16 protein-coding genes are annotated in these 17,447 nt (G+C 55.0%); 11 read left to right on the top strand and 5 right to left on the bottom strand.

The window, feature by feature from the left end; all coding sequences use genetic code 11:
- The first annotated feature begins 2 nt into the window (after nucleotides 1-2).
- The gene (locus tag SCU88_RS05065; protein WP_138095936.1) at nucleotides 3-743 is read left to right on the top strand and encodes a MipA/OmpV family protein; all 741 of its coding nucleotides are present in this window, start codon (nucleotides 3-5) and stop codon (nucleotides 741-743) included.
- Here SCU88_RS05065 and SCU88_RS05070 read toward each other — a convergent pair.
- Together SCU88_RS05070 and SCU88_RS05075 are read right to left on the bottom strand one after the other, a co-directional pair.
- Nucleotides 740-1,876: an MFS transporter gene (locus SCU88_RS05070; protein ID WP_175339343.1), complete on the bottom strand. Its 1,137-nt coding sequence runs from the start codon at nucleotides 1,874-1,876 to the stop codon at nucleotides 740-742. The genes SCU88_RS05065 and SCU88_RS05070 overlap by 4 nt on opposite strands.
- 124 nt (nucleotides 1,877-2,000) lie before the next feature.
- Complete coding sequence (locus tag SCU88_RS05075) at nucleotides 2,001-2,267, bottom strand: pentapeptide MXKDX repeat protein (RefSeq protein WP_138095938.1); 267 nt, start codon at nucleotides 2,265-2,267, stop codon at nucleotides 2,001-2,003.
- Nucleotides 2,268-2,406: 139 nt separating this feature from the next.
- Here SCU88_RS05075 and SCU88_RS05080 point away from each other — a divergent pair, with 139 nt between their 5' ends.
- From SCU88_RS05080 to lpxP, 5 genes are all read left to right on the top strand, one after another.
- Nucleotides 2,407-3,120, top strand: a complete 714-nt coding sequence (locus tag SCU88_RS05080; RefSeq protein ID WP_138095939.1) for a response regulator transcription factor — start codon at nucleotides 2,407-2,409, stop codon at nucleotides 3,118-3,120.
- Nucleotides 3,117-4,589, top strand: coding sequence for a sensor histidine kinase (locus SCU88_RS05085; protein WP_138095940.1), 1,473 nt, complete (start codon nucleotides 3,117-3,119; stop codon nucleotides 4,587-4,589). Before SCU88_RS05080 ends, SCU88_RS05085 begins: the two co-directional genes overlap by 4 nt.
- Before the next feature lie 319 nt (nucleotides 4,590-4,908).
- Nucleotides 4,909-5,121 (top strand): cold shock protein CspG, encoded by a 213-nt coding sequence (cspG, locus tag SCU88_RS05090; protein WP_138095941.1) that lies wholly within the window; start codon nucleotides 4,909-4,911, stop codon nucleotides 5,119-5,121.
- Nucleotides 5,118-5,300: a cold-shock protein gene (locus SCU88_RS05095; RefSeq protein ID WP_138095942.1), complete on the top strand. Its 183-nt coding sequence runs from the start codon at nucleotides 5,118-5,120 to the stop codon at nucleotides 5,298-5,300. Before cspG ends, SCU88_RS05095 begins: the two co-directional genes overlap by 4 nt.
- Nucleotides 5,301-5,640: 340 nt before the next feature.
- Entirely contained in the window at nucleotides 5,641-6,564 is a 924-nt protein-coding gene (gene lpxP, locus SCU88_RS05100) for a kdo(2)-lipid IV(A) palmitoleoyltransferase (RefSeq protein WP_138095943.1), read from the top strand.
- A 5-nt stretch (nucleotides 6,565-6,569) separates the two neighbouring features.
- On the opposite strand, the gene SCU88_RS05105 is transcribed toward lpxP, so the two are convergent.
- Nucleotides 6,570-7,673 (bottom strand): membrane-associated sensor domain-containing protein, encoded by a 1,104-nt coding sequence (locus SCU88_RS05105; protein WP_175339344.1) that lies wholly within the window; start codon nucleotides 7,671-7,673, stop codon nucleotides 6,570-6,572.
- Nucleotides 7,674-7,978: 305 nt separating this feature from the next.
- On the opposite strand from SCU88_RS05105, the gene glaH reads away from it, so the two are divergent.
- From glaH to csiR, 4 genes are all read left to right on the top strand, one after another.
- Entirely contained in the window at nucleotides 7,979-8,956 is a 978-nt protein-coding gene (gene glaH, locus SCU88_RS05110) for a glutarate dioxygenase GlaH (protein ID WP_138095945.1), read from the top strand.
- Between the two features lie 16 nt (nucleotides 8,957-8,972).
- Nucleotides 8,973-10,241 carry an L-2-hydroxyglutarate oxidase gene (gene lhgO / locus SCU88_RS05115; RefSeq protein ID WP_175339345.1) on the top strand — a complete coding sequence of 423 codons (1,269 nt, stop codon included), beginning with the start codon at nucleotides 8,973-8,975 and terminating at the stop codon, nucleotides 10,239-10,241.
- A 79-nt stretch (nucleotides 10,242-10,320) separates the two neighbouring features.
- Nucleotides 10,321-11,730 (top strand): GABA permease, encoded by a 1,410-nt coding sequence (gene gabP, locus SCU88_RS05120; protein WP_175339346.1) that lies wholly within the window; start codon nucleotides 10,321-10,323, stop codon nucleotides 11,728-11,730.
- 50 nt (nucleotides 11,731-11,780) lie between these two features.
- On the top strand, nucleotides 11,781-12,467 hold the full coding sequence (gene csiR, locus SCU88_RS05125; protein WP_175339347.1) for a DNA-binding transcriptional regulator CsiR: 687 nt from the start codon (nucleotides 11,781-11,783) through the stop codon (nucleotides 12,465-12,467).
- Nucleotides 12,468-12,493: 26 nt separating this feature from the next.
- Here the strand turns inward: csiR and SCU88_RS05130 are convergent, their stop codons facing one another.
- Entirely contained in the window at nucleotides 12,494-13,612 is a 1,119-nt protein-coding gene (locus SCU88_RS05130) for an LA_2272 family surface repeat-containing protein (RefSeq protein WP_175339348.1), read from the bottom strand.
- 809 nt (nucleotides 13,613-14,421) lie between these two features.
- Nucleotides 14,422-14,763 (bottom strand): hypothetical protein, encoded by a 342-nt coding sequence (locus SCU88_RS05135; RefSeq protein WP_138095950.1) that lies wholly within the window; start codon nucleotides 14,761-14,763, stop codon nucleotides 14,422-14,424.
- Nucleotides 14,764-15,040: 277 nt separating this feature from the next.
- Here SCU88_RS05135 and SCU88_RS05140 point away from each other — a divergent pair, with 277 nt between their 5' ends.
- Nucleotides 15,041-17,437 carry a membrane-bound PQQ-dependent dehydrogenase, glucose/quinate/shikimate family gene (locus SCU88_RS05140; protein ID WP_175339349.1) on the top strand — a complete coding sequence of 799 codons (2,397 nt, stop codon included), beginning with the start codon at nucleotides 15,041-15,043 and terminating at the stop codon, nucleotides 17,435-17,437.
- The last annotated feature ends 10 nt before the right edge of the window (nucleotides 17,438-17,447 follow it).

A 17,447-nucleotide genomic window follows, 5' to 3' on the forward strand; every position in this document is an offset into this window, starting at 1 on the left:
CAATGCGAAAAATCACTGCCATGCTGTTGCCTGGTCTGATGCTGGTCTCCGTGTCGGGTGAGGGGGCTGACTTCTCTTTGGGGTTGCAGGGGGGCTCTTACGGTACGGCATATAAGACTCGTCATGCTGATTACTGGGTGCTGCCCTATATTGGTTATGACGGCGAAACCTGGTATATCGACGGCACTGAGGCGGGCTACAACATTGTTAAAAATGACAGCCATCTGCTGCGTGCCAAAGTCTATTACTACACCACCGAATACCGCTCCCGCGATGGCCGAAATCGGGCAATGAGAAGTTTGAGCAGTCGACACAGCACCATGATGGCAGGCCTTAGCTATCAGTACACCACGCCCTGGGGCGCTTTCTCGACGACGGTGGGGGGGGACACCCTGGATAACAGTAACGGTATGACGATCAATGCCGCCTGGATTGCGATGAAACAGTGGGGCGGTTTCACTCTGGTACCGGAGGTGGGAGTGGACTGGTCAAATGCGCAAAATACCCGTTACTACTACGGTATTTCCCACCAGGAATCGGCACGCAGTGGATTGAAGGCCTGGCGGCCCCATGACAGCTATGTTCCCTATCTTCAACTGGCGATGAACTATGCCTGGACACCACGCTGGAACACCTGGGGTGAGATAACCGGGCGCTTCTACCCATCCACTATCAGAAATAGTCCGATGGTGAATAAAAATGGCGTGGTGGAGCTGACGATTGGCGCAAGCTACACCTTTTAGATTGCCGCTTTCGGTACGGGCTTTCTTAACGAGATCACGGCAAACAGCGCGCATAGCAGGGCGGTCATCCACGGCAGGCCGTGGGTGGTCGTTTCCATCGCCAGACCGCCCAGCAGCGGCCCCAGCAGGGCGCCAGCGCCCCATGCCACTGACATTGCGGCATAGATGCCCGCCAGTTGAGCACCGCGAAACTGTGAGCCTACCCAGGTGATCGCCACGGTATAGATGCCGACAAACACGCCACCCCAGATAAACAGCAGACAGTAGGCCAGCCAGGGTGTTGTTAACAGTAGCGGCCAGACCAGGGCCCCGAGGGTGGAGATCGCTGCCAGCACGGTTATCAGACGACGGCGATCCACTTTATCTGCCAGCCAGCCCAGCGGTAGCTGGAGTACGATGGCGCCGAACATCAGTACCGAGATCAGGAGCGTCGCCCGGGATTCGCTCCAGCCCAGATTCATGGCGTACAGCGACAGGAAGTTCATCCCCGCCACCTCGATGGCTGCGTTCAGGGCGGTGGCTACAATCGCCAGAAAGGCCAGTTGCAGGCTCTGGCGCAGGCCAGTGGGCGTCACGGCGTCGCCCGGCTGGCGGGTCATACCGGCCCGGGCGATACAGAGTACGGCGGCCAGAGCGATTAGCGCACCGACAACAAAGGGCCCCGCACTGTCGCTGCCCATTATCGTCAGAATCAGTGGACCGGAGGCAAAGCCCAGTGACAGCCCCGCCGTATATAGCGCCATGGTTTTGCCCCGGGCCTGCTCGACAGTGGAGTCACTCAGCCAGGTTTCGGTCAATACCATAATGATCTCGGTAAAGACGCCCAGTCCGAAGCGCAGTACGAACCAGACCGGTACTGGCGTCCAGGGGAACAGCAGAAACAGCAGGGCTATGGCCGACAGTGAGGTGCACATCAGCCCCAGCGGAGAGAAACGGCGGAACAGCCGCGGTAACAAGGGGGCAATCGCGAAAACCCCAAGGGCGTGCATGGCGGCATTTAGCCCGATACTGGTTTCGCCATAGGCCTTATCGGCCAGTTGTAGGGCGATAAGCGGGGCGCTAAGGCCGTAAGTCAGACTAAAGACTGATACGGAAAAGATCACGGCCAGAATATGTTTGTTCGCCTTGAGCATCAGTGCGTTGTCCTTTCTGCTGAGGGGCGAGTAAGGAAGTTACTGTAGTATAGAGCGCTTTTTAACGCGGCGCCGGGTAGAGCCCGACGCCACAGAGGGGGAGGGTATTACAGAGGGTAGGGGGTCAACCTTCCGACTTCATATTATTCATGGCATCCTGTTGCTTCATCTCTTCTTTCTTCATGTTATCCCCCTGCATCATCTGCTCTTTTTTCATCTCGCCTTTCTTCATCATGCCGTCATGATTCATCTCGGGCTTTTTCATGGCGTCGCTTTGGCGCATGTCTGACTTTTCCATTGGCTGTTTGGCCATATCATCGGCGGCCAGCGCGCTGGCGGCGCTCATCATCAGGGCGGTTACGGCGATGGGGACTATCAGCAGTTTTTTCATGGTTTAACTCCTGTGGTTGTCGTGGGGCCAGTATGGCGGGCGCGTGGTCGCCGAATCCTCACAGAGAGTTAAATAAAATGTGATAACTTGCGCTCCTGCCGCTGTGTAAACTGAAGGGGTAAGACAACCGGAGAGCTTCATGGACACCGCTAAAAAGATATTGATCGTGGAGGACGATGCCGATATCGCCCAACTTCTACAACTGCACCTGAAGACCGAAGGCTATCAGATTACCCATGCCGCCGACGGCACTCAGGGTATGGCGCTACTGGATGAAGGCGGCTGGGACGCGCTGATTCTGGATCTGATGCTGCCCGGCGCCGATGGACTGGATATCTGCCGCCATGCCCGTACTATGACGCGCTACACGCCGATTATTATTATCAGCGCCCGCTCCAGCGAGACCCACCGTGTCCTGGGGCTGGAGCTGGGGGCGGACGATTATCTGGCGAAGCCTTTCTCAATGCTGGAGCTGGTGGCGCGGGTTAAGGCGCTGTTCCGGCGCCAGCAGGCGATGGTGAACAACCTGCGTATGGATGCCGGGGTGTTGCACTTCGGCGGTCTGACTATTGATCCCCTTTCCCGGGAAGTGAGTCTGGCGGGAAGCCCGGTAGAGCTGACGCCGCGTGAATTTGATCTGCTCTATTTCTTTGCCCGCCATCCTAACCGGGTCTTTTCACGGCTGGATTTGTTGAATCAGGTATGGGGGTATCAGCATGAGGGCTACGAGCATACGGTGAATACCCATATCAATCGCCTGCGCATTAAGATTGAAGTGAATCCGGCTGAGCCGCTGCGGATCCTGACCGTCTGGGGTAAGGGGTATAAATTTCATGCGCCGGGGGCCTCATGAGTTTTCTGACCCGGCGCATGACGCTGATCGGGCGTCTGACCTGCGTCTTTACGCTGTTGCTGGTGTTGTTCGCTGCGGGGCTACTGGGGCTTCAGCGCTATTCAAACGAGCGCTATACCCGGGCAATGGTGCAGGAGCTGTCGGCGGGGCTGGCCGCCCATATTGCTGACAGCTACCCGCTGCTGAGCAGCCAGGGATTAAATCAGAATTCGGTGCGTTCTCTGTTTGACCATCTGATGGCGGTAAATCCGAGCGTAGAGGTGTACCTGCTGGATAAAACGGGGCGCATTATCGGCGATGCCGCGCCGCAGGGGCGTATTCAACGCAGACAGGTAGATATTGAACCCATTACCGAATTTCTGACCCGGCCCCACTATCCACTGTATGGCGACGATCCGCGCAGTCCGGGCGGTCATAAGGTGTTCAGCGTCGCACCGCTTCGTTATCAGGGACAGCTTCAGGGCTATCTGTATGTGATTTTATTAGGGGAAGACTACGCCCGATTGCGCAGCGGTGCTGAGCAGGGTTCGCTGCTGACACTGGCCAGTGGCGCGACCCTGCTGGCGGTTGTGCTATTAGGGGCGCTGGCGGTACTGGCCTTTAGCTGGGTGACCCGCCCGCTACGCCGTCTGTCCGCCCGGGTTCGTACCCTGGAAAACGGTGGACTGGCCGGTATGCAGTCCGTTGCCGCCCAGCGGCCGCCGGATGCGGGAAGCGCCGACGAGATTCAGCAACTGCAGCGCGGCGTTATCGCGATGGCGGAGCAGATTGCCGCCCAGTGGGAGAGTCTGGCGCGCCAGGAGCAGCAGCGGCGCGAATTTATCGCTAATGTCTCACACGATTTGCGCACGCCGCTGACCGCGCTGCATGGCTATCTGGAAACGCTGCTGGTAATGTCCGGCTCATTGAGCGAGCGGGAAAAACGCCATTATCTGGAAACTGCCCTGGCCCAGAGTCGTAAGGTTGGCGGGCTGGCTCAGTCACTATTCGAGCTGGCGCGTCTGGAATATGGGGTAGTGAAGCCTCTGAAGGAGCGTTTTTCACTGCCCGAACTGGTGCAGGATGTCTTTCAGAAGATGGAATTAATGGCCCGGGCGCGGGAGCAGCAGCTGGTGCTGGATATCGCCCCCGATTTGCCGATGATTGAGGCCGATCTTGGCATGATCGAGCGCGTTCTTACTAATCTTATCGATAATGCGCTGCGCCATACGCCGGAGCAGGGCGCCGTCAGCGTCCGGCTGTGGCAGGACGCGGGCAGGGTGATGGTTCGGGTAAGCGATACCGGGCCTGGCGTGCCGGAAGCGCTGAAGGCCACGCTGTTCCTGCGTCCGTCGCTGCTGAATCATCAGCGTCTGACTTCCGGAGGTTTGGGGCTGATGATTGTGCGTCAGATGCTGCAATTGCACGACAGCGATATCCGGCTCAGGGAAGGTCCTGGCGCCAGTTTTGAATTTGGTTTTCAGGTTTAAGTTTGTTCTTTGAACCCCTGATGCGGCGTTTTTTTTACGCTATTTTTTTCACCAGTATGTTGTTTTTTATACCTTTGACGGTGAGTTTATTGTATTGGCTGTGTAAATATTACGATATAGCTTGTGTTGCTTTGATATGTGTGCGTTAATGGCTGCGTCGGTTTGATACTCAGATAATATCTCAAGTCGTTTATAAAGCAGTCCTCATTTCTATAGAGTACCCATCAGGTATCCTTCTTTTTGAGTCCCTCTTTAAGCACTGAACCCTGTCTGTCATTCAGACCATTTATGCCGGAAGGCTCATTAATAAGGTAACAACATGTCTGATAAAATTACTGGTATCGTTAAATGGTTTAACCCGGACAAAGGGTTTGGTTTTATTACCCCGGATAACGGTAGCAAGGACGTATTCGTCCATTTCTCTGCTATTCAGAGCAACGAATTCCGTACTCTGAATGAAGGCCAGCAGGTTGAGTTCTCTATCGAGAACGGCCAGAAAGGCCCGGCCGCTGCTAACGTGGTGCCGCGTTGATTCTGACTTTACGCTGCCCGTGCTGTCACGGCTCTCAGTTCAGGACATCGCACTTCGACGTCTCTGAAAGAAACCCGTATGGTGCTAAGTGTATATTTTGTAAATCGGTCATGATCGCGGGTATCCGGAACGATTTTCGGAATAATCCAGCCACGGTATGCCACGGGCATACCCGGTAATTTAGCGGTTATCACCATGAAAAAGCCTTCATAATTTTTATGAGGGCTTTTTGTTATGTGTGTTAAAAGTTCACAAAGATGAAAAATAATCGCGTCGGATTGATAAAAAAAACGCGTTTTTATGCTGACGACACTATCCTGTAAAGGTCTTTTACAAAAGACAGTGAAAAATAGCAGAGTAATCTTATGGGGCGGACAAATAATGAAGAAAATGTGGATTCGTGCCGATATATTATTTTTCCGATAGCGAACTCTCATTAATAAAGGCAGTCTGAATAGCGATAAGGCAATTTACTGCATTGCCTCACCCGTACTGTCCTGCAGTCGCAGAAGGTAGCTTATGAATCAAACCCAGCGATTTACCATGGCGTATCTCCACCCACGTTACTGGCTAACGTGGTTCGGGCTGTTTTGCCTTTGGTCCCTGGTGCAACTTCCCTATCCCGTTCTGACCCGAATTGGGGCCTGGGCGGGTCGTAACTCACGCCGATTTTTACGCCGCCGTGAGGATATTGCCAGACAAAATATCGCGCTGTGCTTTCCCGGGCTCGCTGCCTGCGAGCGCGACAAGCTGATTGCCGATAACTTTATTTCCCTCGGCATGGCGCTGGTGGAAACCGGCATGGCGTGGTTCTGGTCGGATCGCCGACTGCGTCGCTGGTTCGACGTTGAAGGACTTCACAATCTGATGGCGGCACAGCGTGAGAATCGCGGCGTGCTGGTGGTTGGCGTACACTTTATGTCTCTGGAGCTGGGCGGCCGCATGATGGGGCTGTGTAAGCCGATGAGCGCGGTATACCGTCGCCATAATAACGGACTGTTGGAGTGGGCCCAGACTCGTGGCAGGATGCGTTCCAATAAAAAGATGATCGACCGACGCCATCTGAAAGAGATCGTCAACGCGCTGAAACACGGCGAAGCGGTCTGGTTTGCGCCGGACCAGGACTACGGCGCGAAAGGCAGCAGCTTTGTGCCGTTCTTTGGCGTGCCCCGGGTCGCCACCACTAACGGTCCCTTTGTGATCTCCCGCCTGTCGAACGCCGCTATGCTAACCATTACGCTTATTCGCAAACCGAAAGGCGCTGGCTACCGGCTGATTATCGAACCGGAGCTGGAAGGTTTCCCGAAAGAGGATGGCGTAGAAGCTGCCTCCTGGATGAACCGGGTGATCGAGCGGGAGATTATGCGGGCGCCCGAACAGTATCTTTGGATACATCGCCGCTTTAAAACCCGTCCGCCCGGCGCCGCCTCGCTGTACGTTTAGCCCTGCTACTGCGCTGCCCGTGCATCGAATGTGATTCGGTCACGGCCGGCGCGTTTTGCTTTATAGAGCTGATGGTCAGCCGCTTCCAGAAGATCCTCCAGCGCCATTGTCGGCTGTGCGTGAGCGATGCCCACACTTAGCGTGACCCAGGGGGAAACCTCTGAGCCCGCATGAGGGATCTGCGCCTGCGCCAGGTTCTGGCGAATGCGTTGCGCAATGGCCTGCGCTTCTTCCCACTTTTCACATAGCGCCACTACAACAAACTCCTCACCCCCGTAGCGAAATGCGGCATCTTCCGCTTTGCGCAATGACGTCTCAATACAGCGGGCCACCTTCACCAGGCACTCATCCCCCGCAACGTGGCCGTAAGTGTCGTTGTACTGTTTGAAGAAATCGATATCCATCACCAGCAGGAACAGCTGTCTGTTCTGGTCACGGCGCCGCTCATTCACGTAGTCCGCCAGGCTGCGGCGGTTATAGAGGCCCGTCAGGGCATCGAAGTGCGCCAGCCGGGTCAGTTTCTTAATCAGCAGACTTTTTTCATACTCGCTGCGCTGGGTACGTTGATACCACTCCAGTAGAATATAGCGGGCCGAGTAGACGACCAGCAGAATGATTGCCATACCGAGGTTTTGCAGCAGGTCGAAGCGGTGATCGGACCGGTATTCACCATAGATCAGCGAAAGTACCACCGGTGTGCAGAACAGCAGCAGAAGAGGAGTGGATAAATAGAAGGTAATCACCGCAGGTAACAAAATGATCACCGACAGGGTCAGGGTTAGTAGCGGGGTGGCGTAGTGTAACAGCAGGTTAAAGAACACCAGCGCCCAGCCGGTGCCGAAAAGCATCACGACAGCGGGCAGAACTTTTGGGTAGAGATTATCGCTGATACGCGGGTGGATTTTTAACACGGCCACCAGGTTTAGGACGGCAAACAGGGCGATGAACAGCGTCAGGGCATTAACCCCTGCGGGCTGTGTCATGGGCGTATCCCGTTTGAGGTCATGCAACAGCAGCCAGACGCTAAACAGAATGTTTAGCGCCAGAAACCAGATATAGCCCCGGGTAGCTGTAATAAGAGGATTGTTATTGCCTTGCCAGCTTGCCATTTCGCGCCTCTGCGATCGTTCCCATCATTTCCAGATTTACTCATTGTAACCGCAGTGGTCCTAAGTGTGACTTATGACGTGTTATCGAAAAATCTTCCGTCCGGCAGGCGTTCCGGTCCTGAGATGGCGGTTTCTCATCGTCCATGACTTTACGCAAAGCTGTCTGAATAAAAAGTGAACATTCATCACAAAAATGAATACTTATTTCTTGTTTGTATGCGAATTTCAAAAATGTAGATATTTTGAAGATATGGCCACATAAGAACATCGCCATTGATTCACTACCCTACACGAGGAAGAAGCAAATGAACGCACTGACAGCCCTGAGCAACCATCAACCGGCTTCATCCCATACCGGCAGCGGATTTTCTCTGTTGCCGTCGGCGCAGTCGCCGCGTCTGCTGACGCTGAATTTTACCGACCAAACGACGCGTGATTTTCTGGCAAAGGTGGCGCAATGGCCGATTCAGGCGCTGGAGTATAAGTCGTTCCTGCGTTTTAAGGTGGCGGGCATCCTTAATGATCTCTGCGGTGGGGAACTCCAGCCGCTGCTGCTGAACTGCCTGCTTAACCGGGAGAAAGGCGCGCTGTTGATTGGCGCGCAGGGGCTGGATAACGTCAGCCAGGCCGATGAAATGGTGAAGTTAGCCACTGCCGTGGCCCACCTGGTTGGCCGTTCCAATTTTGACGCCATGAGCGGCCAGTACTATGCGCGCTTTGTGGTGAAAAACGATGACAACTCCGACAGCTATCTGCGCCAGCCCCACCGGGTGATGGAGCTGCATAATGACGGCACCTATGTGGATGAGGTCACCGACTATGTGCTGATGATGAAAATCGACGAGCAGAATATGCAGGGGGGAAATTCTCTGCTGCTGCATCTGGATGACTGGGAACATCTGGATCGCTTTTTCCGCCATCCGCTGGCGCGCCGTGCGATGCGTTGGGCTGCTCCCCCCAGTAAGAATGTAAAACGGGATGTCTGGCATCCGGTTTTTGATATCGATAGTCAGGGGCGGCCTGTGATGCGCTATATCGATCAGTTTGTGCAGCCGAAAGACTTTGAAGAGGGGAACTGGTTAAGCGATCTCTCTGAGGCTCTGGAAAACAGCCGTCATATTCTGTCGGTACCGGTTCCCACCGGCCAGTTTTTGCTTATCAACAACCTGTTCTGGCTGCATGGCCGTGACCGCTTTACGCCGCACCCGAATCTGCGTCGCGAACTGATGCGCCAGCGCGGCTATATCAGCTTTAGCGCCACGCACTATCAGTCCGGCCAGTAACCTGAGGAGCGCCTGGATGTATGATTTTGTCATTATCGGCGGTGGGATTCTGGGCATGTCCACCGCCATGCAACTGATTGCCCGCTATCCGCAGGCGCGGATAGCGCTGCTGGAAAAAGAGGCGGGCGTAGCACAGCACCAGACCGGCCATAACAGCGGCGTCATTCATGCCGGCGTCTATTACACCCCGGGCAGCATGAAAGCGCGTTTCTGTCTGGCCGGTAACCGGGCCACCAAAGCTTTTTGCGATCGCCATGCGATTCGCTATGACAGCTGTGGCAAGCTGCTGGTGGCGACATCGGAACTGGAGATGGAACGGATGCAGGCGCTGTGGGAACGTACCGCCGCCAACGGTCTGGAGCGTAGCTGGCTGAGCGCCGGTGAACTCCGGGAGAGGGAGCCAAATATCACCGGTTCTGGCGCTATTCTGGTGCCGTCAAGCGGCATCGTTGATTATCGGGAGGTGACCGCCGCCATGGCGCGTCAGTTCTGCGAAGCCGGTGGTGAAATTCGCTACCAGGCAGAGGTAACCCAGCTGGAAGAGCGCGACGCGAGCGTACGGATCACCACTCGTGAAGGCGAGACTCTTGAAGGGGCTGCTCTGGTCACCTGTTCGGGCCTGATGGCCGATCGCCTGGTGCGGATGCTGGGACGCGATCCCGGCTTTATCATCTGCCCGTTTCGCGGCGAATACTTCCGGTTGGCGCCGCAGCATAACCGGATCGTCAACCATCTGATCTATCCGATTCCCGATCCCTCCATGCCCTTTTTGGGTGTGCATCTGACCCGAATGATCGACGGTAGCGTTACCGTGGGGCCCAATGCGGTACTGGCGTTTAAACGTGAAGGCTACCGTAAATGGGATCTCTCGGTGGCGGATATGCTGGAGATGCTGGGCTCGTCCGGCATCCGGCGAGTGCTGCGCCAGCATCTGCGCCCCGGCATGCAGGAGATAAAAAACTCACTCTGTAAGGGCGGTTACCTGCAACAGGTACGCAAATACTGTCCGCGGCTGACCCGTCAGGATTTAACGCCTTATCCATCCGGGGTTCGCGCTCAGGCTGTATCCCCCGATGGCAAGCTTATCGATGATTTTCTGTTTGTCACGACGCGCCGCACGCTCCATGTCTGCAATGCTCCTTCGCCAGCGGCAACCTCCGCCATTCCCATCGGCCAGCATATCGTCGGCAAGATCGATGCGCTGGTGGCGGCATTGCCCGGAGCGGGTCGGGGCTGGACCAGAGCGGCGCATCCGGAAAGTGACGTTGGGGAGGCGATAAAGTAATCGAATAACGCGTGCCCCGATGCGGTAACTTCGGGGCGCACCCGAACAAATAATAACTGACTGAAAAGGGTGAAACATTATGGGGCAAACGAGGCAAACACATACGCTGGGGGGCGGTTTAACCACCCGCCATGTCACTATGCTATCCATCGCCGGCGTGATTGGCGCCAGCCTGTTTGTCGGCTCTGGCGTCGCCATAGCTCAGGCCGGTCCGGCGGTGCTGCTTTCTTATCTGTTCGCCGGTCTGCTGGTGGTCTTTATTATGCGAATGCTGGCGGAGATGGCGGTGGCTTCGCCGGATAGCGGATCTTTCTCTACCTATGCCGAGCAGGCCATCGGTAAGTGGGCGGGTTACACCATTGGCTGGCTTTACTGGTGGTTTTGGGTACTGGTGATTCCGCTAGAGGCCAATATCGCGGCAATTATCCTGAATACCTGGATCCCGACGGTGCCGATTTGGCTATTTTCGCTGGCGATCGCGCTCGCATTAACCGGCAGTAATTTGCTAAGCGTCAGGAACTATGGCGAGTTCGAGTTCTGGCTGGCGTTGAGCAAAGTCATTGCCATTCTGGCGTTTATTGTCATCGGCGCACTGGCCATTGCCGGGTTATTTCCCCATGTAGAGGTCAGCGGCGTATCGCGACTCTGGGATCACGGCGGCTTTATGCCGAATGGCTTTACCGCAGTGTTAAGTGCCATGCTGATCACCATGTTCTCTTTTATGGGGGCGGAGATCGTCACCATTGCCGCCGCGGAATCGGCGACGCCGGAAAAACACATTATGCGCGCTACCCGATCGGTGATCTGGCGGATCTCCATCTTCTATCTGTGTTCGATCTTCGTCGTGGTGGCGCTGATCCCCTGGGATACGCCAGGACTGAAGAGTGTGGGATCTTACAGGGCGGTACTGGAGCTGCTCCAGGTGCCTTATGCCAAAGCGATTATGGATTTTGTGATCCTGCTGTCGGTGACCAGCTGCCTCAATTCTGCGCTCTATACCGCTTCGCGTATGCTCTATTCTCTGAGCCATCGCGGAGATGCGCCGGCCATCATGGGCATCACTAACCGCAAACGCACGCCCTGGGTAGCGGTGTTGCTTTCGACCGGTGCCGCGTTTCTGACGGTGATCGTCAATATTTATGCTCCCGCCAGGGTCTTTAACTTCCTGATTGCCAGCTCCGGTGCCATTGCGCTACTGGTCTATCTGGTGATAGCCGTATCCCAGCTGCGGATGCGTAAACGGCTGGAGCTCAGGGAAGGGGGGCTACGGTTCAAAATGTGGTTGTACCCCTGGCTAACCTGTATAGTGATTGCGTTTATTTGCTCCGTGCTGGTGGTGATGCTGTTCCGCCCGGCTCAGCGTGTGGAGGTGATCTCCACGGTGGTTCTGAGTCTGGGGATTATCTGCACCGTGCCCGTGATGTCGCGCTGGAAGCGGCTGGTGGCATGGCGAAAGGTCTGGTTGCAGACTTCCCGCCAGGTGCGGTGACCAGCGCGAGGTATTGGGCAGAAGGCAGTCGCGCGGAAGGAGTGTAATGAATGACGTCACAAGGGCAGCCGCCTGCGATGGATGGCTATCAGCGGCTTAAGAAGGACATTATTCGCGGCCAGTATCAGCCCGACGAGAAACTGCCGATGGGGATGCTGACCACCCGCTACGGCTTGGGGGTTGGGCCGCTGCGCGAAGCGCTGGCGCAACTGGTGGCCGAACGGCTGGTGACGGTGGTCAATCAGAAAGGCTACCGGGTGATGCCCATGTCGCAGTCGGAGCTGCTGGATATTTTTGATGCCCGCGCCAATATGGAGTCGATGCTGGTGCAGCTGGCGATAGCCCGCGGGGACGACGATTGGGAAGCGGAGATCCTGGCGCGTGCGCATCTGCTCAATAAGATCGAAGCCAGTCAGGCCGGCGAGCAGGTGTTGGACGAGTGGGACAAACGTCATCAGGCGTTTCACAGCGCCATCGTCGCCGGTTGCGGCTCACGCTCTTTGCTGCTGATGCGCGGACACCTGTTCGATCTGGCGGCGCGTTACCGGTTTATCTGGCTGCGGAAAACGGTGCTTTCCGTCGATATGCTGGCAGAAAAGCAGGGCCAGCATCAGGCTCTGCTGGCGGCGATCCTTGAACGTGATGCCACCCGTGCCGGGGAGCTTATGCGTCAGCATTTGCTGTCGCCCATTCCCATTATTCAGAAAGCTATGGCGGAAAAGGCAGGGCCTGCATAACAGGCCCTGCTGTGCTGCTCTGAGAATCAGAAGGAGCGATGGAAGTTGGCAATCGGTAGTACCGGTACGGCAGCGTTGGTCGCCACGTTGATAATACCAATCTGCAGACCTTCCAGGTGTTTGGTGGCGTTGATCAGACCAAACTGGAAGCTGGTGGTATCGGCGTAGTTGATCACACCGATATCGCTGGTGCTGTCACCGGAAGAGACGTTAATCCCCCCCAGGTTCAGACCTTCAACGTTATGAGAAACGTTGATGCCGCCCAGGTTCAGGCCGGTAACATCGCCGCCGTTAAAGTTGACGGCACCCATGTTCATCCCCTGAACGTTGTTCGCCACGTTGAAGCCACCCATGTTGAAGCCGACCATGTCATTGGTGCGGTTGATGGCGCCAAAGTTGAAACCGGTGGTATTTTCAGACCAGTTGATAGCGGTGATGTTGGCGCCAACGGTATCGCCAGACTTGTTGATCGGCGCAATGTTCAGGCCGGTCAGGTTACCAGAGACGTTAACTGCTGCCACGTTCATCCCGGTGATGTCGCCTTCGCTCCAGTTTGCGATGGCGCCTGTGTTCAGGCCTTCCACGTTACCGGTGTGGTTAAAGACGCTGATATTGGTGCCGTAAGTGTCCTGTTCAGTCCAGTTGAAGGGGCTGACGTTCACGCCATAGACCGAGCCGGTGCTGTAGTTAGCGATACCGCCGATATTCACGCCGTTCACATCGCCGTTGGTGGTTACCGCGGCCAGGTTAACGCCGTTGACGGTCTGCGCGCCGCTATAGATGCCCAGGCTAGCGCCGGACAGGTAGCCCAACTGGTTAGCGATACCGATGTTCAGGCCGTTATCTTCACCGCCGTGCCAGTTGAACAGGCCAATGGCCGCACCGTTCATTCCGTTACGGATGTGGGAACCCGCTGCTGCGCCAATCTGCAGACCGTTAAGCTTATCCATTTCGGTATAGCCCAGAATCGGCAGGTCGAAGCCGTTTACCGTACCGGTCTGGCCATAGAACAGCGCGCCATGAAAGCCGTTGACCTCAGTATCATCGGGGAGGTTATTGAAGGATGATAATTGTACCGGCGTGGCATAGCTCGCTGCGGAAAACATCGCGCATGACAGTAATAAACCTAATGTAGAACGTTTCATTTTTTATCCCGACTTGCTTCTGATTCAGTAAATTATCCGGTCGGCAGGTCTCGTGGAACGCCGGATAATATCGGTCCGGCACCCGTCATAAATTAGCAATTAATGCTGATTCATGGTCGGTCACAAAATAAGCCGAATCTTATGTTGGTGATTTGATGTTTATTAACTTACTGTTTTTCATGTGTTTATCTTTGCAAAAAATGCTTCTAAATAGAGGTTTACTGGAACGAATTTATTTTTTACATGTCGTTAAAATGCAATTTTTATATTTATTTAATTTAAGCTTTTTATTTTTGCGTTATTTTATTAATGATTGTTATATTTTTATTGGTTATTCCGTGAGGCTGATTTTAATCACAGGTAAAGCATCTGGCGGTTATTATCTATTGACTGTAACTCCGGGTAGGAAATAGTCATTGTCTGTCCCAAAAAAATTCCTGTGCAAAAAAAGCAAGAAAACGACTGGCATAAATGCGCAGAGGAGAGAGACACATCGAGCTGTCTATCTATCCATCTGATTTATGGCAGGAAAGCTAAGCGTGATACGTCTTCCTATCATGCCGGAAAACGGCCATCGCATATTGTTCTGCAGGTGGCGTAAGCGTTTGGGGTTTGTTCTGATATATCAGTAGGCCGTGGTTGGAAAAAACAGAGAATAGTCTTAATTCAGATTGTTTGACGCCATTATCAGAGTGAACGCATTTACCTTTATGTTGATAACAAGGCGGTAAACAAAGTATCACGCTGACCCGATGCCGACATTCTGCGATCAAAAACGTCGGACCAGGATACTGAAGCGGGAAAATTATTCACCGGGATTTATACGGGCGCTCCAGCCGTAAATCAGAAGCGGCTGGAAAAAGGGCCGTTTTGCTGAAACCGGCATCTGTGGTAAGTCGGGCTGCCTGCTCCGGTGTTGGCAGTAACAGATGCCCGATGAGCCGGGCTTTGACTTCGGCGATGGTGCGTTTCTGCTGGCTGACCAACGCCTGCATGGCGGTCCTGACCGCCAGTCGGTTATCAAAATCAACAGTCTGGGCATCGGCGGTCATTCCGGCACAGACCCGCTGACCATTGGGGTTCAGTCGTACGGCGCTCTGCGAGTGAACGTCTGAATTTTTGCTGAAGGGAACCCCGCTTTTGGATTGCATGATTAATTTCGGGCAGTAAAAGAAAGTGGCTTTTTATCCCCCCTGTCACTGCGCCTTTAATCCATTAGCACCTCTTTAGTGTTACCTGAACGTGCGTATTCGCCCCCTGAGTGGCGAAAAAATTAACATTCCCGCCCCATTGATAGCACGAAAAAGGAATAATTTTGAAAATAAAAATATACAATAGATTTACATTTCTTTGACTTGTAACATACCCGGTAAACAGGCGTCGGTATTCTGCCCGCCTGAGTTTGTTTCACACGATTTGGAGTTCCCGATGAGCGCAACAAGGCCATCTTCTCTTTTTTGGCTGCGACTTGCAGCAATAGCGAGTCTGATACTCGGCCTGGCTTCGGCCTTCGGCGGTATCTGGCTGCTGAGCCTGGGCGGCTCGGCTTACTTTTTAATTGCTGGCTTGATGGTTATTGCCACCGGCGTGCTGCTGCTGAAAGGTAAGCGCAGCGCCCTGTGGCTGTATGCATTAATGCTGTTTGGTAGCACCCTGTGGGCGCTGTATGAAGTGCGTCTGGACTGGTGGCAGTTGCTGCCGCGTCTGGATATCTGGTTTGCTCTGGGTCTGCTGATTGCACTGCCTGTGGTGAGCCGTCATTTGGGGGCTGCCGACCAGCGTGGCGCTGGCGTGAAGACCCTGTGGGGATCGCTTGCTATTGCGCTGGCGGTTGGCGTTGCCAGCCTGTTCGTTGATCCTTACAGCATCAACGGCAACCTGGAACGTCAGGCCGCTCTGGCCGAAAACGCGGCACCGGCACAGCCTGACGGTGACTGGCAGCAGTGGGGCGGCGACCATTTTGGTCAGCGTTACTCCCCGCTGAAGCAGATTACTGCGGATAACGTTAGCAACCTGGAAGTGGCCTGGACTTATCGTACAGGCGATATGCCGACCGATATCGATCCGGCTGAGATTACCGACGAGAACACCCCACTGAAAGTGGGCAACATGCTTTATCTGTGCACTCCTCACAGCAAAGTTATCGCGGTGAATGCCACCACCGGTAAAGAGATCTGGAAGTTCGACCCGAAAATTAAGGGCGACAACGGTAGCTTTAAAGGCTGGGAGCATATGACCTGCCGCGGCGTCTCTTACTACAACCTGAACGATAACGCCGCCACCACGCAGAATGCCGACGCGCAGCCGAAGATGTGCCAGCGTCGCCTGTATCTGCCGACCGCTGATGGTCGTCTGATCGCGCTGAACGCCGACGACGGTAAAGTATGCCGCGATTTCGGTAATCAGGGTGAAGTGAACCTGCTGACTGCGAACCTGGGCGGCACTAACCCGCCGGGCGGTTACTACTCCACCTCTCCGGCCACCGTCATTGACGGCCTGGTAATTATTGGTGGTCACGTCAGCGATAACGTTTCAGTTAACGAACCTTCTGGCGTAGTGCGTGCATTTGATGCCCGCGATGGCCATCTGGTCTGGAACTGGGATGCCGGTAACCCAACGGAAACCCGTCCGCTGCCGGAAGGCCAGCACTACACGCCGAACTCTCCTAACATGTGGTCGGTGATGAGTGTGGATCCCAAACTGGGTCTGATCTACCTGCCGCTGGGCAACCAGATGCCTGACCAGTGGGGCGGTAAGCGTTCTCCTGAGACTGAAAAATACAGTGCAGGCGTTGTTGCTCTGAATGTGAAGACCGGTCAGCCGGTGTGGAACTATCAGTTCACCCACCATGACCTGTGGGATATGGACGTGGGCGGCCAGCCGACCCTGACCGATATCAAAACTAAAGACGGCGTGAAACCGGCTCTGGTAGCTTCGACCAAGCAGGGCAGTATTTATGTCCTCGACCGTCGCAACGGCTCTCCGATCGTGCCGATTACCGAAGTACCGCGCCCGGCCAGTAATGTGGAAGGGGAGACGGCATCGCCGACTCAGCCGCTTTCGGCACTGAACTTTACGCCGGATCCGCTGAAAGAATCCTCGATGTGGGGGACCAACCCCTTCGATATGCTGTACTGCCGCATTAAGTTTAAGTCTCTGCGCTATGAAGGCACCTTTACGCCGCCGTCGACTCAGGGCTCCATCGTTTACCCGGGTAACTTCGGGGTATTTGACTGGGGCGGCGTTTCCGTCGATCCCGAGCGTCAGATTGCCTTTGTTAACCCGAGCTACATGGCTTTCTATGACACCCTGATTCCGGCCTCTGAAATCAACGCGGAAGACAAAGCGGAAAGCGAAACCTCAGGCGTTCACAAGAACACCGGCGCGCCTTATGGCGTAACCATGTCGCCGCTGCTGACTCCGTGGGGCATTCCCTGCCAGTCTCCGCCGTGGGGCTATGTGGCGGCTGTAGATCTGACTACCCATAAGGTTATCTGGAAGCATAAGAACGGTACCGTTCGCGACTCCGCGCCGCTGCCGATTCCGATGCCGCTGGGCGTGCCTTCTCTGGGCGGTCCGATTGTTACCGCCGGGGGCGTTGGTTTCCTGAGCGGAACCCTGGATTACTATATCCGCGCTTACGATATGCGTAACGGTAAAGAGCTGTGGAAAGCCCGTCTGCCGGCAGGCGGTCAGGCAACGCCGATGAGCTATAAAGGTGAAGATGGTCGTCAGTACATCGTGGTTGCCGCGGGCGGCCATGGTTCACTGGGCACTAAGCTGGGTGACTATGTCGTAGCCTATGCGCTGCCTGAGAAAAAATAAGATCTGACGA

It is taken from the genome of Jejuibacter sp. L23 (genome assembly GCF_050815825.1).
GTDB classification, from domain to species: Bacteria; Pseudomonadota; Gammaproteobacteria; order Enterobacterales; family Enterobacteriaceae; genus Jejubacter; species Jejubacter calystegiae.

Bases quoted from the DNA above. Each gene is read 5' to 3' on its own strand.
- SCU88_RS05065 (WP_138095936.1), top strand. From the start codon at position 3: ATGCGAAAAATCACTGCCATGCTGTTGCCTGGTCTGATGCTGGTCTCC.
- SCU88_RS05070 (WP_175339343.1), bottom strand. From the start codon at position 1,876: ATGCTCAAGGCGAACAAACATATTCTGGCCGTGATCTTTTCCGTATCA.
- SCU88_RS05075 (WP_138095938.1), bottom strand. From the start codon at position 2,267: ATGAAAAAACTGCTGATAGTCCCCATCGCCGTAACCGCCCTGATGATG.
- SCU88_RS05080 (WP_138095939.1), top strand. From the start codon at position 2,407: ATGGACACCGCTAAAAAGATATTGATCGTGGAGGACGATGCCGATATC.
- SCU88_RS05085 (WP_138095940.1), top strand. From the start codon at position 3,117: ATGAGTTTTCTGACCCGGCGCATGACGCTGATCGGGCGTCTGACCTGC.
- cspG (WP_138095941.1), top strand. From the start codon at position 4,909: ATGTCTGATAAAATTACTGGTATCGTTAAATGGTTTAACCCGGACAAA.
- lpxP (WP_138095943.1), top strand. From the start codon at position 5,641: ATGAATCAAACCCAGCGATTTACCATGGCGTATCTCCACCCACGTTAC.
- SCU88_RS05105 (WP_175339344.1), bottom strand. From the start codon at position 7,673: ATGGCAAGCTGGCAAGGCAATAACAATCCTCTTATTACAGCTACCCGG.
- glaH (WP_138095945.1), top strand. From the start codon at position 7,979: ATGAACGCACTGACAGCCCTGAGCAACCATCAACCGGCTTCATCCCAT.
- lhgO (WP_175339345.1), top strand. From the start codon at position 8,973: ATGTATGATTTTGTCATTATCGGCGGTGGGATTCTGGGCATGTCCACC.
- gabP (WP_175339346.1), top strand. From the start codon at position 10,321: ATGGGGCAAACGAGGCAAACACATACGCTGGGGGGCGGTTTAACCACC.
- csiR (WP_175339347.1), top strand. From the start codon at position 11,781: ATGACGTCACAAGGGCAGCCGCCTGCGATGGATGGCTATCAGCGGCTT.
- SCU88_RS05130 (WP_175339348.1), bottom strand. From the start codon at position 13,612: ATGAAACGTTCTACATTAGGTTTATTACTGTCATGCGCGATGTTTTCC.
- SCU88_RS05135 (WP_138095950.1), bottom strand. From the start codon at position 14,763: ATGCAATCCAAAAGCGGGGTTCCCTTCAGCAAAAATTCAGACGTTCAC.
- SCU88_RS05140 (WP_175339349.1), top strand. From the start codon at position 15,041: ATGAGCGCAACAAGGCCATCTTCTCTTTTTTGGCTGCGACTTGCAGCA.